General features: G+C 71.4%; 14 protein-coding genes. 6 read left to right on the top strand and 8 right to left on the bottom strand.

What is annotated here, in order from left to right; translation table 11 throughout:
- Positions 1–223: 223 nt before the first annotated feature.
- The 4 genes from ABFJ78_RS10280 to ABFJ78_RS10295 form a co-directional block, all read right to left on the bottom strand.
- The gene (locus ABFJ78_RS10280; protein WP_436385659.1) at positions 224–1,450 is read right to left on the bottom strand and encodes a DUF222 domain-containing protein; all 1,227 of its coding nucleotides are present in this window, start codon (positions 1,448–1,450) and stop codon (positions 224–226) included.
- 53 nt (positions 1,451–1,503) lie between these two features.
- Positions 1,504–1,668 (bottom strand): hypothetical protein, encoded by a 165-nt coding sequence (locus ABFJ78_RS10285; protein ID WP_436385660.1) that lies wholly within the window; start codon positions 1,666–1,668, stop codon positions 1,504–1,506.
- 403 nt (positions 1,669–2,071) lie between these two features.
- Positions 2,072–3,268, bottom strand: a complete 1,197-nt coding sequence (locus ABFJ78_RS10290) for a hypothetical protein (protein ID WP_436385661.1) — start codon at positions 3,266–3,268, stop codon at positions 2,072–2,074.
- A gap of 247 nt (positions 3,269–3,515) precedes the next feature.
- Positions 3,516–4,466, bottom strand: coding sequence for a hypothetical protein (locus ABFJ78_RS10295; protein ID WP_436385662.1), 951 nt, complete (start codon positions 4,464–4,466; stop codon positions 3,516–3,518).
- A gap of 174 nt (positions 4,467–4,640) precedes the next feature.
- Between ABFJ78_RS10295 and ABFJ78_RS10300 the strand changes: the two genes are divergently transcribed.
- From ABFJ78_RS10300 to ABFJ78_RS10320, 5 genes are read left to right on the top strand one after another with little or no spacing between them, the layout of a single operon-like run.
- On the top strand, positions 4,641–4,889 hold the full coding sequence (locus ABFJ78_RS10300; RefSeq protein ID WP_372666296.1) for a PLD nuclease N-terminal domain-containing protein: 249 nt from the start codon (positions 4,641–4,643) through the stop codon (positions 4,887–4,889).
- Positions 4,886–5,788, top strand: a complete 903-nt coding sequence (locus ABFJ78_RS10305) for an ABC transporter ATP-binding protein (protein WP_436385663.1) — start codon at positions 4,886–4,888, stop codon at positions 5,786–5,788. The genes ABFJ78_RS10300 and ABFJ78_RS10305 overlap by 4 nt, the downstream gene beginning before the upstream one ends.
- Positions 5,785–6,468 carry a hypothetical protein gene (locus ABFJ78_RS10310; protein WP_436385664.1) on the top strand — a complete coding sequence of 228 codons (684 nt, stop codon included), beginning with the start codon at positions 5,785–5,787 and terminating at the stop codon, positions 6,466–6,468. Before ABFJ78_RS10305 ends, ABFJ78_RS10310 begins: the two co-directional genes overlap by 4 nt.
- Before the next feature lie 25 nt (positions 6,469–6,493).
- Positions 6,494–7,615 carry a sensor histidine kinase gene (locus ABFJ78_RS10315; protein WP_436385665.1) on the top strand — a complete coding sequence of 374 codons (1,122 nt, stop codon included), beginning with the start codon at positions 6,494–6,496 and terminating at the stop codon, positions 7,613–7,615.
- Entirely contained in the window at positions 7,612–8,256 is a 645-nt protein-coding gene (locus tag ABFJ78_RS10320) for a response regulator (protein WP_436385666.1), read from the top strand. Before ABFJ78_RS10315 ends, ABFJ78_RS10320 begins: the two co-directional genes overlap by 4 nt.
- 25 nt (positions 8,257–8,281) lie before the next feature.
- Here ABFJ78_RS10320 and ABFJ78_RS10325 read toward each other — a convergent pair whose 3' ends face one another.
- The 4 genes from ABFJ78_RS10325 to ABFJ78_RS10340 form a co-directional block, all read right to left on the bottom strand.
- Entirely contained in the window at positions 8,282–8,821 is a 540-nt protein-coding gene (locus tag ABFJ78_RS10325) for a PadR family transcriptional regulator (protein WP_436386747.1), read from the bottom strand.
- 27 nt (positions 8,822–8,848) lie between these two features.
- Entirely contained in the window at positions 8,849–9,238 is a 390-nt protein-coding gene (locus ABFJ78_RS10330; RefSeq protein ID WP_155547168.1) for a nuclear transport factor 2 family protein, read from the bottom strand.
- Positions 9,239–9,512: 274 nt separating this feature from the next.
- Entirely contained in the window at positions 9,513–11,093 is a 1,581-nt protein-coding gene (gene fadD8 / locus ABFJ78_RS10335) for a fatty-acid--CoA ligase FadD8 (protein ID WP_436385667.1), read from the bottom strand.
- Between the two features lie 135 nt (positions 11,094–11,228).
- Positions 11,229–12,620, bottom strand: a complete 1,392-nt coding sequence (locus tag ABFJ78_RS10340; RefSeq protein ID WP_436385668.1) for an alpha/beta hydrolase domain-containing protein — start codon at positions 12,618–12,620, stop codon at positions 11,229–11,231.
- A 284-nt stretch (positions 12,621–12,904) separates the two neighbouring features.
- Between ABFJ78_RS10340 and ABFJ78_RS10345 the strand changes: the two genes are divergently transcribed.
- Positions 12,905–14,209, top strand: a complete 1,305-nt coding sequence (locus tag ABFJ78_RS10345; RefSeq protein ID WP_436385669.1) for a sigma-70 family RNA polymerase sigma factor — start codon at positions 12,905–12,907, stop codon at positions 14,207–14,209.
- Positions 14,210–14,316: the final 107 nt, after the last annotated feature.

Below are 14,316 nucleotides of genomic sequence, written 5' to 3' on the forward strand. Positions count from 1 at the left end.
GCCCGTCGGGGCGGAATGTTGGCAATCGCAGACGCGATGTTCGGGGAACGGTTGAGAAAATCGCGCGTTCGAGCTTGCGTCGCCAGGGCGGGTGATCCGCTGAGCTTGAGCCGAGACTGCCGGTGTTGAGGCGGTGGCGGGCGGTCGACCATGCGAAAGAGCGGTGATCACGTGGGTGTGGGCCCGTAGCCGTCTGGCTGCGGGCCTTTCCCGTGTTCGGTTGTCACGCTGCGAAGGGCAGCGGGTCATGCAGGTTGTTGCGCCTGGGTTTTCGTTCCTTGTCCAGGTATGCTGGTGGGAGGAACTCGGGGAGGCCGTCGGCGGCGATGCGGACTTCCCAGCCTGAGCGGTGTAGTATCCGGTGGTGGTGGGCGCACATCAACACCAGGTTGGTCAGGTCTGTCCGGCCGCCCTCGGACCAGTGCTGAATGTGATGCCCCTGGCAATGCCGGGGCGGGCGGTGACAGCCGGGGAAGGCGCAGCCTCGGTCACGCAGGTAAAGCGCTCGGCGCAGGCCTGCGGAGATCAGGCGGCGGAGGCGACCCAAGTTCAGTGGTTCGCTTTTCTCGCCCAGCACCGCGGGGATGATCATGCTGTCACACGCGTGGATTCGAGCTTCCGCCGCCGACATCGTGCCGGTGTCGCCCAGCGTTGCCTCACCAAGACCGGACTTCAAGTCCTTCAAATGCACTGCGACCATCACGTGGGCCCGCTCGCCCGCCTGCATCGGCAGGCTTGGCGAGTTGAGGGCCAGATCGATCGCGTCGGAGAAGGCATCGCCGTAGCGTTCCTGCGGCGATCGCAGGTCGGCGCCTTCGCCGGTGCTGGTGCGGCGTTCGGCCAACGCGTCGAGCAGGGCGCTGGCCCGGGTTCCGGTCTCATCGTCGAAGCGGCCGTGAAGTTCCCAGACTCCGGTTCTTTTGCGGCGGAGGGACAGTTCGCGGTCGGGGATCGCGGGTTCGGTGGTGTCGGGTTCGGGGCCGTCGGGGTCGAGGTGGGCGATGATGCGGGCGCCCAGGGCGGCGACCTGCTTGTGACCCGCATCCTCGGCCAACCCCAGCAGGTGCTGCTCGGCATCCTCGCGATGCTCGGGCGGGATCTGAGTCAACGCTCCGACGATCGTGTCGATCATCGGGTTGCTCAGGCGACCTTCCGCGGCGGCAGCGGCAGTCGAAGGGGCGACCGCGGGAGCGCTGTCCAGGTGATGGCCGGGATGGAGGGCGCGGGCTCGTTTGACCATCGTCTCCGCCGCGGACTTCGGAATGTCGGCCAGGTGCTCGAGCAACCGCGCGACAGACCGATAGCCGAACAACTCCATCACGCCACGGGACTCGATCTCCACCAGCAACGCACCGATCGAAGCCTCAGCGGACCGCACAACAGCGAGCAGCGAACGGACACGATCGCCCAAGGCCACCGCATCCGCTCGCCACACCGTTTCGCTGTCCACACACCAAGATTACCGGCGTCCGAACGCCAGTTCACCACTCGAAAGGGTGGCCATCAAGCCAACCCCACATACAAGAAGGCCAACACGGAACCAGGCCCGACGAGCACGCAAATCCCCACCCCGCCAAGCAAAGGCGAGTCATCGAGGAACATCTTGACCATCAAACCAACAGAAACGACAACGGCCACAACAAGAAGAGCCAACACGGCAACAGACACAGACCAACGTCCTTCGGGCAGCAGTGAGCACGACACCGGAAGAACCCGGCGCCGGAGAACGAGATTCAGCTCACGAAGGACGGCGGAGCACGGGTGGACCGGGACGTCGGCACCGGGAAAGCCCGCGGAGCCGAACCGGCCGAGGAGACCCCCATCCACCGCGACGGCGGAGGAAGCTCGAGCGAAGAAGGAACTTCAGCCCAAGGAACCGACGCCACCTGCCGGGACGAAACGACCTCGTGCGGCTGCGCGGTAGCCACCGCGGGGCCGTCGAAAGACGACGACCACGGCTGAACAGCCGGTGCCCCGCCGAAGAACAGCAGGACGGCAAGCAGCAACCCGAGGCGGTGCCGCCGCCTCGGGTTGCCGGGTTGTCCGAATCGTCCGATGTGGTCAGGCTACCTCAGCCACCGCCGTACGTGGCCTGGGTGACCGCGAAGACGTTGCGGTTGCCCGCGCCCTCCTGCAGGGACCACAGCAGGTCGGCGGCGGTGTCGTCCTCCCAATAGGACAGGCTCTCGCCGCTGCCCACCCACGCGAACGTCGACGCGCCCGCCGTGGGCGTCCAGTAGTACAGCTGCTTCGAGCCCGACGAGTTGAACCACCAGCGCCCGTTGTGCGACGCCACGCCGTTCAGCTTGTACCACGGCAGCTGCAGCGCCTGGCTCGCCGTCGTCGTCGCGGCGAACACCCCCGACGCATCGAACGGGTAGCGGATCGCCCGCGGGGCGCGGTTCGGGTAGTCCGTGCAGCCGGACGAGCAGGTGTACTCCGTCATCACGATCGACTTGCTCACCCGGTCGAGGGAGATCGACGACCACGCGAGGTTCGTGCCGGACGTCGTCTTCGACGTGATCGAGCCCACCTGCGGCAGGACGTACGCGTAGTTGTGGGCGTAGTACGTGCTGCCGCTCTGGTGCCCGATCTGGTCGGCCGTGCCGCCGGTGTCGGTCTTGAGGATCTTCCGCATGTCGAAGACCCGCATGCCCTTGCCGGTGTCGGCGACGTACAGGTAGTCGCCGTACCAGGACACGCCGCCGGCGTGGATCGGGATGTCCTTGAAGTCCGGGTCCGCCGCCGTGCCGGTCGGCTCGACCAGCAGCACCTTGCGGTACTTGTTCGGGTACGTCGCGTCCCAGTCGACCAGGGTGATCCGGCTGCGCGCCTGGGCGCCGTCGCAACCGTCCTTCGTGTACCAGCTGACCACGACGAGCTGGTGCCCGTCGTAGTTGCCGCTGTTGGCCGTGCCGACCGCGTCGCGGCTGGTCGTGATGCCCTGCGGGTAGTTCGCGCAGTCGGAGTTGTCGCCGCTGTCGAACCGGAACCCGGTGGACAGCCCGGCGACGGAGAACGACGACGGCAGCGCCGTGCGGTCGTGGTTCGCGTTGTCCATGACCGTGTGCACGGCGGCTGTGCCGAGCGTGGACACCAAAGCCGAGTTGACGGTGTCGAACTGGTTGTAGTTCGCGGTCAGGGTGTACTGCGAGGCGGGCAGGGTGGTCGGCCCGGCCGCGGCGAGGGCCGCCGAAGGCGCGGCGACCAGGCTCGCGAGGACGCCCGCCCCGACGGCGGCGTTCAGTAATCGGTGGCGCAATGACATGAGACCCCCAGTAGTCCGATCAATGCCCGGTACACGCTAGAACCGGGCGAGGTGAATGGGCAACAGCTTCTCGGTGAAAAAGGGAAGATCTTTTCGCGACGTCTCACATTGAGACCTGCGGGAGCGGGGTGACGTGCTGTGATCACAGCCATGGAGTCCGAACCCGACCCCGACGAGCACCGGGTGTGCTTCGAGCGCGCCCTGGTGCCCGCCGGGTGGCAGATCGATTTCGAGGACGCCGGCGGGACTACCAGCTCGACGGCACGTAGGCCCAGCCGAGGTAGTCGGAGCGCTGCGCGTACGTGCTCGTCTGGTACACCGACGGGCCGGTGCTGATCGCGACGCCGCCGCCGAGCGCGAGCATGATGTGCCCGTTGCTGGTCGTGCTGGTGAAGAACACGGCCGTGCCGGCCGGGGCGACCGAACCGGTGTGGATGCGGCCGTTGTTCTTCTGCCACTGGTAGTGCGTGGTGGCCGAAGCGAACCGGCCGCTGGTGCCGAAGGAGCGTTCGACGAACAGCTCGCACTGGTTGTTCCAGTCCGTGTGGCCCAGGCGCGCCTTGGCGAACGCGATCGCGCTGTCGGCGCGCGGGTCCGCCGGGTACGCGGTGCCGCCCGCCTTGAGGCCGTCGGTGTCGCAGTGCGGGACACCGCTGACGAAGCCTTCGGTCCCGGTCTTGACGAACTCGTCCGGCACCCACAGGTTGTCGCTGGTGAAGTCCCAGATCTCGTCCGACGCGGTGGCCTGGCAGACCACCGGCACCGACGCGCCGGTCAGGTACTTGTCCGCCACGCTGCCGGCCGCGTCCGCCGCGTCGCCCTTGTGCGCGCGGCCGTTGAGGTCGGCCTTGGCCGGGTACGCGTGCGGGGTGGTGCACTGCGGGGCGACCATCGACGTCGAGCCGGTCTTGACGTAGGCGTCCGGCACCCACAGGCCGTCGGTGGTCAGGTCCCAGATGCTGCTGCCGCCGTACTCCGGGCCGGTGTCCTGGCACGCCAGCGCCACCGAGGTGCCCGCCGGGTACATGTTCGCGATGCGCTGCTTGCCCACCGCGACGTCCGGGTCCTTGACGGTCCGACCGTCCACTGTGGTCGTGACGGGGTAGGTCGACGCGGCCTGGGCCGGGGGCGCGGCCAATCCGGTCAGCGCGACGCCCAGGCCGATCGTGGCCACCGCCGCCTTGAGTGTGGTTTTCACGTTTCCTCCATCGGATGTCCGGTGCGATCGTCGGCGGCCGCCGTACAAGAGCCGTACAAGCCCGCTGGGCGGCCTAGTACTTTCCGCCTATCCCGGACTCCCCGAAGATCGGATGTGCGGGCGCGCGCGATCGGCGATCTTGGATGCGGAAACACCGACGTGAGGAGAGAACCCATGCATCCGGCCGCCCTGATCGAAGGCCACGAACAGACCTGGTCGTGGCTGGTGCTCGGCCTGACCGGCGCCGTCCTGCTCGCCTTCGCCGTGCTGTTCCTGGCCGCGCTGGTCAGCATTCTCGGCTCGCGGCTCACCGGCGGCATGAAGCTCGTCTGGGTGATCTTCGCCTTCTGCGCGCCGTTCCTGGGCAGCCTGCTGTGGTTCGCGGTCGGCCGTCGCGACGCCTACCTCCCGGCGCGCCGGTGATCGTCGCGGACGGGCTCGCGAAGACCTACCGCGGCGGCGCCGGCGTCGAGGACCTGTCCTTCACCGTCCGGCCCGGCGTGGTGACCGGCTTCCTGGGGCCCAACGGCGCCGGCAAGTCGACGACCATCCGGCTGATGCTCGGCCTGACCCGCGGCCGCGGCCGCACCACGTTCGGCGGCCGGGTGTACGCGGACGTCCCCGGTCCACTGCGGACGGTCGGCGTGCTCACCGACGCCGCCGCCGTGCACCCCGCCCGGCCGGCCGCCGCGCACCTGCGGATGGTCGCCGCGGGCGGCGGCGTGGGCGCCCGGCGCGTCCGGGAGGTCCTGGCCACCGTCGGCCTCGAGTCCGTCGCGCGCCGGCCCGCCGGCCGGTTCAGCCTCGGCATGAAGCAGCGCCTCGGCCTGGCCACGGCGCTGCTCGGCGACCCGGAGTACCTGATCCTCGACGAGCCGGCCACCGGGCTCGACCCGGAAGGCGTGCGGTGGATCCGCGACCTCCTGCGGCGGCTGGCGGGGGAGGGGCGCACGATCCTCGCGTCGTCGCACCTGCTGGCCGAGATGTCGCTGCTTTCCGACGACCTCATCGTGATCGGCGCCGGCCGGCTCGTCTCGGCCGGGCCCCTGGAAGAGTTCGTCCGGCAGCACGCGCGGACCGACGTCGTGGTGCGCGCCGACCAGCCCAGCGCGCTGATGGTCGCGCTGGCCCGCGACGGGTTGCGCGTGCGGCAGGAAGCCGCCGAACTGGTCGTCGAGACCGCCGACCCCGAGCGGGTGGCGGCGGTCGCCGGCCGGGCGGGGATCGCGGTGCGGGAGCTGTTCGTGCGGCGCAGCGGGCTGGAGGACGCCTTCCTCGCCGCGACCGCGGCCGCCGTCCGGCACCGGGGGGAGCTGCCGTGAAGCACGCGCTGGCCTACGAATGGGTGCGGGCCCGCTCGCTGCGTTCGACCTGGCTGCTGCTGGCGGGCGCGGGGGTGCTGCAGTTCGCGTCGGGGCTGTACTGGGGCCTCAAGCGCGACCTCGGCACGCTCGACGCGTTCACCTCGGCGTTCGGGCTGGTCGACCGGCTCGGCGCCCTGCTGGTCGCGGCCGTCGGGATCGCCGCGTTCGGGCTCGACCACCAGCACGGCACGCTCGCGACCACCCGGCTGGTGCTGCGCTCGCCGGCCCGGATCGTCGCCGCGCGGGCCCTGGTCACCGCCGGGCTCGCGCTGCTGGGCGGGCTGCTGATGGTGGTGCTGACCGCCGCCGGGGTGCTCACCGGCGGAGGCGCCCTGCCTGCCGGCGCGGGGGCGGCAGGCAGGGCGGGGGCCGCGGTGCTGCCGCTGACCGTCCTTTCCGGACTCGCCGGCGTCGCGCTCGGCGGGCTGCTGCGGCACACCGGCCTCGCCGTCGGCGCGTTCGCGGGGTGGACGTTCGTGGCGGAGACGACGCTGGCCGCGCTCGGCCGCGTGCCGGTGACCGCGCTGCCCTTCAGCGGCACGGCCTTGTTCGCGCTGCCGGGGACGGTGGTGTTCGCCGTCCTGGTCGCCCTCGCCCTGGTCGCGACGACGTTCACCCTGGCTCGCCGTGACGGCTGACTCGGCGCGCCCTAGCCTGTACGCGATGAAGCGATGGCTGAGCTGGTGGGACGGCCGCGTCGTCCTGCTCGCGCTCGACGTCGCGGTGGCCGCGGCGGTGATCGTGGTGACGCTGACCGGCGGCGATCCGCGGGACCCGCACCCGGCGTTCTACGTGCCCGCGGTGTTCGTCTCCGGGGTCGCGCTGCTGGCGCGGCGCCGGTGGCCGTTCCTGGTGCTGCTGGTCGCCGTGGCGTGCCTGCCGGCCGGGGTGACGCTGCTGCCGCTGATGGTGGCGCAGTACTCGGTCGCGGCCCGGCACGGCGTCGGCTGGCTGACCGGGCTCGGTGTCGTCGTCGCGGTGCTCGCCGGGAAAGTGGTGCCGGCGCTGAGCGCGCCGGAAAGCTTCACCCAGGTCGTGATCGTGCTGGGGTTCTTCGTGCTCGGGCCGGTGCTGGCCGGGTTGTGGATGCACCAGCGCGCGGCGCTGCTGGCCGTGCTGCGCGACCGCGCGGAGGAGGCCGAGCGGACCCGGACGCTGCTGGCCGACCAGGCCGTCTTCGCCGAACGGCGGCGGATCGCGCGCGAGATGCACGACGTCGTCGCGCACCGCGTGACGGCCGTCGCGCTGCAGGCGGGCGCGCTGTCGCTGCGGGCGCCGGACGAGCAGACCGAACAGGCCGCCGAGACGATCCGGGCCACCAGCGCGACGGCGCTCGACGAGCTGCGCGGCATCCTGCGCGTGCTGCGCGACGACGCCCCGTCCTCGGACGCGGGACCGGGCGTGCTGGCGTCGCTGGAGGACCTCGTGGCAGAGGTCGCGGCGACCGGGGCACGGGTCGAGCTGACGCTGCCCGACCCGCTGCCCGCGGTGCCCGACCAGGTCGGCCGGGCCGTCTACCGGGTGGTGCAGGAGTCGTTGACCAACGCGGGGAAGCACGCGCCGCACGCGGCCGTCGACGTCCGGCTCGCCGTCACCGGGGAGCGGCTGGCGGTCGAGGTGACCAACCGGCTGACTCCGCACGGCAGCGCCGTCCCCGGGGCCGGCTACGGGCTGGTGGGCATGCGCGAACGCGTCGAGCTGGCCGGGGGCGACCTGCGCACCGGCCCGACGGGCGACGGCCGGTTCCAGGTCTTGGCGGAGTTCCCGGTCGGGGAGGGCGAGTGACGGTCAAGGTCGTGCTGCTGGAGGACGAGGAGCTGGTCCGCAGCGGCATCCGGATGATCCTCGAGTCGGCCGGCGACGTCGAGGTGGTCGCCGAGGACACGAACGGCGCGCGGGCGGTCGAGCTGACCGACCGGTTCCGGCCGGACGTGGTGCTGACCGACGTCCAGATGCCGAAGGTGGACGGCATCGAGGTGGTCAAGCGGCTGGCCGCGCACCCGGCGGCGCCGGCGGTGGTGGTGCTGACGACGTTCGACGTGGACGAGTACGTCTACGCGGCGTTGCGCCACGGCGCGGCCGGCTTCCTGTTGAAGGACACCCCGCCGCGCGAGCTGGTCAACGCGGTGCGCGTCGCGGCCCGTGGCGAGGCGATGCTGTCGCCGAAGATCACGAAGCGGTTGTTGACGGATTTCGCTTCCGGGGGCGGAAGTGCGCGGGCCCGGGCGCGGCTGGCGGAGCTGACGCCGCGGGAGCACGACGTCGCTGTCCACATCGGACGCGGGCTGAGCAACGCGGAGATCGCCCGCGCGCTGGTCGTGAGCGAGTCGACGGTGAAGGTCCACATCGGACACATCATGGCCAAGCTGGAAGCGGCGAACCGCACCCAGGTGGCGCTGGTGGTCCACGACGCCGGCCTGACCTGACCCGGTCGTGGGTGAGACAGTGTTCTCACGCACGACCGGTCCGGCGGTCGAGGACCTTCAGGCACTGTTCGCACCAGCGGAGGTTCTCCCGTTCGAACGCCAGCCCCCGCATGAGCGTCAAGTAGGGGCCCACGCGCTCGGCTTCCGCCAGGTAGTCGTCCTCGAAGCGGCCGTCCAGCAGACCCGCGCGCAGGCGCTCGTAGCGGGCGATCTTCGCCTCCGCGCGGGTCATGCGGTCCGCCAGCGCCCGGCGGACCGCTTCCGCGTCGCCGTCGTCGACCGCCTGGACCTGGACCAGCAGCTCGTCGCGGACGACGCCCGGGCGCGGGGCGCGGGCCGTGAACTCGCGCAGGGCGGCGAACCCCGCGTCCGTCAAGGAGAACAGCCGCTTGTCCGGGCGCTTCTCCTGGTGGACCACGCGGGCGCGGACCAGGCCGGCCGCCGCCATCGCGTCCAGCTCGCGGTAGAGCTGCTGGGGCGTCGCCGGCCAGAAGTTCGCCACCGACGCGTCGAACACCTTCGCCAGGTCGTAGCCCGACGCTTCGCCCTCCAGCAGCGCCGCCATCAGCGCGTTGCGCAGCGACCTACTCACCTAGTTGAGTGCCTCGCGCTGGATCTGGTCGAACTGCGCGGCCATCGCTTCCGACAACGCCTGCGCGGCCGACAGCGGCCGGACCATCACCGTGAACTCGTCGATCAGGCCGTCGTCGTCGAAGTGCAGGAAGTCGCAGCCCTCGACTCGCGCGTCCCCGATCCGCGCCTCGAAGACGAGCGCGTGGTCCCGGCCTTCGCCGCCGCTGAGCTCACGCACGTACCGGAAGTCCTCGAACACCCGCAGCACACCGCGCAGGATCGCGGCCGTGATCGCCTTGCCCGGGTAGGGCTTGAACGCCACCGGGCTCCGGAACACGACGTTCTCCGCGAGTGTCGCGGCCATGGCGTCGGGGTCACGGGCCTCGACGGCCTTCCGGAAGCTGGTCATGCAGCACCTCACCTAGTCAAAAAGTTTAGTAGCAGCGTACCCCCGTCCGTGACCGCTCGGCGACCCACAGCCTCACCGCAGCCGCGGGCGCCACCTTGGGCGCGCTCGTCACCGCGTGCGCGGGCAAGAGCCCGGTCGCGACGTCCACCGGTGAGACGGTCGTCCTGCAGGTGCAGGTGCGTGCAAAGGCCGCCGGTCGAGGTGCGGAAGAAGCGCATGGGGGAACACCGGGAAGGCGACTTGTCGACACTGGCAGGCGCCGCCGTATAACGCCCTACACGCTCGCGCGCCGGGGCTCGTACTGCGCCCGCAGCGCCTTCTTGTCCGGCTTCCCGAGCCCGGTCATCGGCAGCGACTCGGCGATGATCACCTGCTTCGGCACGTGCACGGGTCCCTTCCGCTCCCGCACCGACGCCTGGATCTCGCCCGTCAGCTTCTCGATCGCGGCGTCGTCGGTGGCCGCGTCCGGGCGCAGCACCACCACCGCCGTCACCGCTTCGCCCCACTTCTCGTCCGGGGTGCCGATCACGCCCACCTGCGCGATCGCCGGGTGCTCGGCGACGACGTCCTCCACCTCGCGGGGGAACACGTTGAACCCGCCGGTCACGATCATGTCCTTGACGCGGTCGACGATGAACCAGAAGCCGTCCTCGTCCTCGCGGGCGACGTCGCCGGTGTGCAGCCAGCCGTCGCGGAACGTCTCCGCCGTCACCTCCGGCAGGTTCCAGTACCCGGCCGCCAGCAGCGGGCCGGCCACGCAGATCTCGCCGGGTTCGCCGGGTGCCACCGGGTTGCCCTCGGCGTCGAGCAACGCCGTGCGCAGGAACGCCGACGGGCGCCCGCAGGAGGACAGCCGCGCGTCGTCGTGGTCGCCCTTCGCGAGGTAGCTGATCGCCATCGGGGCCTCGGACTGACCGTAGTACTGCGCGAAGATCGGCCCGAACCGGTCGATCGCCTCGCGCAGGCGCACCGGGTTGATCGACGCGGCGCCGTAGTACACCGTCTGCAGCGACGACAGGTCGCGCGTGCGCGAGTCGGGGTGGTCCATCAGGGCGTAGAGCATCGTCGGCACCAGCATGGTGGCCGTGATCCGCTCCTCCTCGATGATCCGCAGGACGTCGGCGGGGTCGAACTTCGGCACGACGACGAGCGAGCCGCCCTTCAGCAGCGTCGGCGCGAAGAACGCCGCGCCCGCGTGGGAAAGCGGCGTGCAGATGAGGAACTTCGGGGCCTCCGGCCACTCCCACTCGGCGAGCTGGATCTGGGTCATCGTGGCCATCGCCTGCGCCGTGCCCATGACGCCCTTGGGCTTGCCGGTCGTGCCGCCGGTGTAGGTGATCGAGACGACCTGGTCCGGCGGCAGCGCGGCGGGCTCGAGCGGGCCGGGGGTGAACTTCGCGGCGGCCGCCGTGAGGTCGTGCCCGACGTGGGCCAGGGGCTCGGGCACCGGCCCGATGGTGAGCACCTGCGTCAGGCCGGGGACCTTCTCGAGCAGGCCGAGCGCGCGCTCGACGAACATCGGCACCGGGTCGATGATCAGCGTGGTGATGCCGGCGTCGCCGAGGATGTAGGCGTGGTCGTCGAGCGAGCCCAGTGGGTGCAGTGCCGTCCGCCGCGAGCCCTGCAGCTGGCCGGCCGCGATGATCAGCAGGACCTCGGGGCGGTTCAGCGACAGCAGCGCCACCGCCGCGCCCGTGCCGGCGCCGAGCTCTTCGAAGGCCTGGGCGTACTGGCTGACCTGCTCGGCGGTCCCGGCCCCGGTCATCGTGGTCTCGCCCAGCACCATCACCGGCGCGTCCCGGTGGCGCTTCAGGGCGGAGACGACCAGATGCCCGAGGTGGTTCGGATACCGCATCGCCTGCTCGTCCATCCCGGTCCCTTCCCCGCCGAATTACTAGAACACGTTATAGTTCTATTCGTTGAACCGTCCTGACGCAAGTGCTTGCGCGCGACGGCGGGGAAGGGAACAGGTTTCACCGATGGGAGCCGGTCACGGGATCGGCGCGGCCTGGGCCCGGGCGACGGCTTCGTCACGGTCGGCGGGGAGCAGGTACCCGCCGCGCAGCGCCCGGTCCGCCGCGGCGGTGAACTTCGCGACGTACGTGGCGTGGTCCGGGTACAGCGCGCGGATCCGCGCCGCGGTCAACGGGGTCGTCGTGCCCAGCAGCAGGCACGCGCCCGGCACGTTGCCGCCGCTGTTGTTCGGGGCGTAGGCGGCCACCGGGGCGTCGAAGTCGGGCAGGCGGATGCCGCCCAGGGCGTTCTGGTCGGCGTCGCGGCGGATGAGCAGGCCCAGCAGCAGGGAGATCGGCGGTGCCGTCGGCGGGGCCGCGCCGCCGCGGGCCCAGCGGTCCAGGTGCGCGAACGCCGCGTTCTCCGCGTACCGGAAGGTCATGCTGTTCACCGGTTTGTCGCAGGTCGTGGGCGCGCCGTCGTTGATCGACCGGTCACGGGCGTTGGCGGCGTTGTAGAGGTCCAGCCCGTACCGGTCGGCGTGGGCCGTGCCGGCGACTTCCCAGGTGCGGACCCGCGCGGTGTCCTGCCGGACCGAGTTCGAGGCGATGACGTCGGTTTCCGACTGCAGCACGAACACCGGCACGGTCAGGTCGGCGCGGATGCGCGCGGACAGCGGGCCGACGATGCCGTCGCCGATCGGGGCCGCGAGCGCCGCCCGGCCGTGGATCATCAGGCCGTCATAGACCCCGCGGACCGGTTGAACAGCGTTCGCATAGGTGGTCAGCCGCAACGCGGACTGCGAGTGCCCGGTGCCCAGGACGACTGCCGGCGCGCGGCCGCCCAGCAGCTCCGGGTGTGTCCGGACCGCCTGTGCGGCCTGCGAAAACACGTCGTAGGAGAGCGTGTCGGAGCTGAGGTCCACGGCGCCGTAGCGGGCCGGGTCGAGGTTCTTCAGCTTGTCCGCCCCGGCTTTCTGCGTCGTCACGCCGACGTAGGCGTAGCCCTCGCGGACGAAGTGCTCGTACGACTGGGAGAAGTCGACCGGGATGTCGACGCCGAAGCTGACGTTGAGCCACTCGACCACGACCGTGCCGTTGAACCGCGCCGGGTCGTCCGGCCGCACCACGACCATCCGCGTGGTGTACGGGTTCCCGGTGGTGGCGACGCGCGTGGCCCAGCGGCCGTCGTCGGTCCAGAGGCCGTCCTGGGCGTAGGTGTCGGCCTGCCCGGACAGCAGGTACTCCCGTTCGACATACCCGCGGGCGGCGAGGTCGAGGACGCCTTCGGCGCCGCTGACCGGCCAGCCCTTGCCGGCGTTCGCGGGTACCGGCGTCACGGTGGGCGCGAGGGCGGCCGCGGCGGCCACGCCGGTGGCCACGACGGCGGGGAGGAGCAAGGTCAGCAGCAGGCAGACGGCTCTGCGCATTTCGGAGACCCTCCTGGTGGTGGACGTGGACCGTCCACAGTGGACAAGGATGCGGCGGCCACCGCCCTTCGTCTCTACCCGGGCGGCGGCGCCCGGGCAACGGTGGGCCGAGGGGCCGGGACGAAACGGCGCCGGAGTGCTCAGTCACCTGACAAGACGGGGGTGCGGGACACTCACCGCAGAAGAAAAGGGGCTTTCGGCGCCGAAACCTTGCGCCGGGCCTCTCGTTGGACGACTATCGCGGGACGTTCTGCACGTGCAAGCGCACGGGCGAGGGGGTGTGGGTGACCGAGGTGGCACCGGCGGTGGCCGGGACGACGGACGTCCCGAGCGACGCGGTCTTGATCCAGGCGGTGCGCAGCGGGGACCTCGCCGCGTACGGCCGGCTCTACGACCGGCACCTGGTCGCGGCCCGCCGGGTGGCGGCCGCGATCGCGTCCGGCGAAGCGGAACGCGACGACCTCATCGCCGAAGGGTTCACCCGCGTACTGCGGATCCTGCGCGCCGGCGAGGGCCCGGACGAAGAATTCCGGCCCTATCTGCTGACGACGATCCGGAACACGATGATCAGCTGGCGCCGCCGCGACTCCGCGGTCTCGCTGGTCGCCGAGGTCCCGGACGTCCTGCCGGGCGAGGGCAGCGACGAGCCGGTCGGCAGCCGGCTGCACGCCACCGTCGCCGCGGACGCGTTCGCGAGCCTGCCGGAGCGGTGGCGGACCGTGCTGTGGCGCACCGAGATCGAGGGCGAGTCGCCCGCCCGGATCGCCCAGGACCTCGGCATGACGCCGAACAGCGTCGCCGCGCTGGCCTACCGCGCCCGCGAAGGGCTGCGGCAGGCCTACCTGGACCAGCACGTTCCCGAGGCCCGGCGCCGCAACTGCAAGATCGTCTCCGGCCAGCTGGCCCGGTGGGTGCGCGACAGCGTCGGTGACCACAAGGGCAACCGGATCGCGAGCCACCTGGACCGCTGCCCGGACTGCCGGAAGCTGGCCATGGGGCTCAAGGAGCTGAACGCGGAGCTGCCCGCCACCGTCGCGCCGCTGATCCTCGGCATCCCGGTCGTGACGCACTGGCTGACCACCGGCGGAACCGTCGCCTCGTCCGGCGTCGCCGCCGGCGGGGGCGCGTCCGCCCTGTCGTGGGCCACCGCGGCGAAGGTGGCCGCCGCGAGCGCGGCCCTGGTGACGACGGTGACCATCGGCGCCAGCACGTCCGATCTGGCGCCGCCCCCGGCGACCGGCGCGGACGGCTCGACCACGCAGCCGGTGGGCACGCGACCCGCGCGGCCCGGGGTGACCGGCGGCGACGGGGGGACCGCGGCCGCCGACCCGCGGCTCACCTCGGTTCCGGCCACCGCGTCCGGCGAACCGGCTGCCGCCGGGGACGGGGCCGCCGACGAGTCCGAGGCGCAGCAGCACGGAAACGCCGGGCAAGCGAACGAAAACGCGACGAAGGACAAGGAAGCGGCCCAAGAGTCGAGGCAGGCCGCCAAGGAGTCGAAGCAAGCGGCCAAGGAATCCACGAAAGCCGCGAAGGAGTCCGCCAAGGCATCGAAGAAGGCGGACAAGACGAAGGAACCCCAGGGCTGATCCGGCCCCCTTCACCCGGCAGGGTCCCGGCAAAGTCGTGGCCGCGCGGTCTGCCCGGCGTCGCGGCGATGTCATGAAAGGGTCGTTCATGTCGTCTGACGAGGTGA

Origin of the sequence: Amycolatopsis sp. MEPSY49, from assembly GCF_051337345.1 — a bacterium.
GTDB lineage: Bacteria > Actinomycetota > Actinomycetes > Mycobacteriales > Pseudonocardiaceae > Amycolatopsis.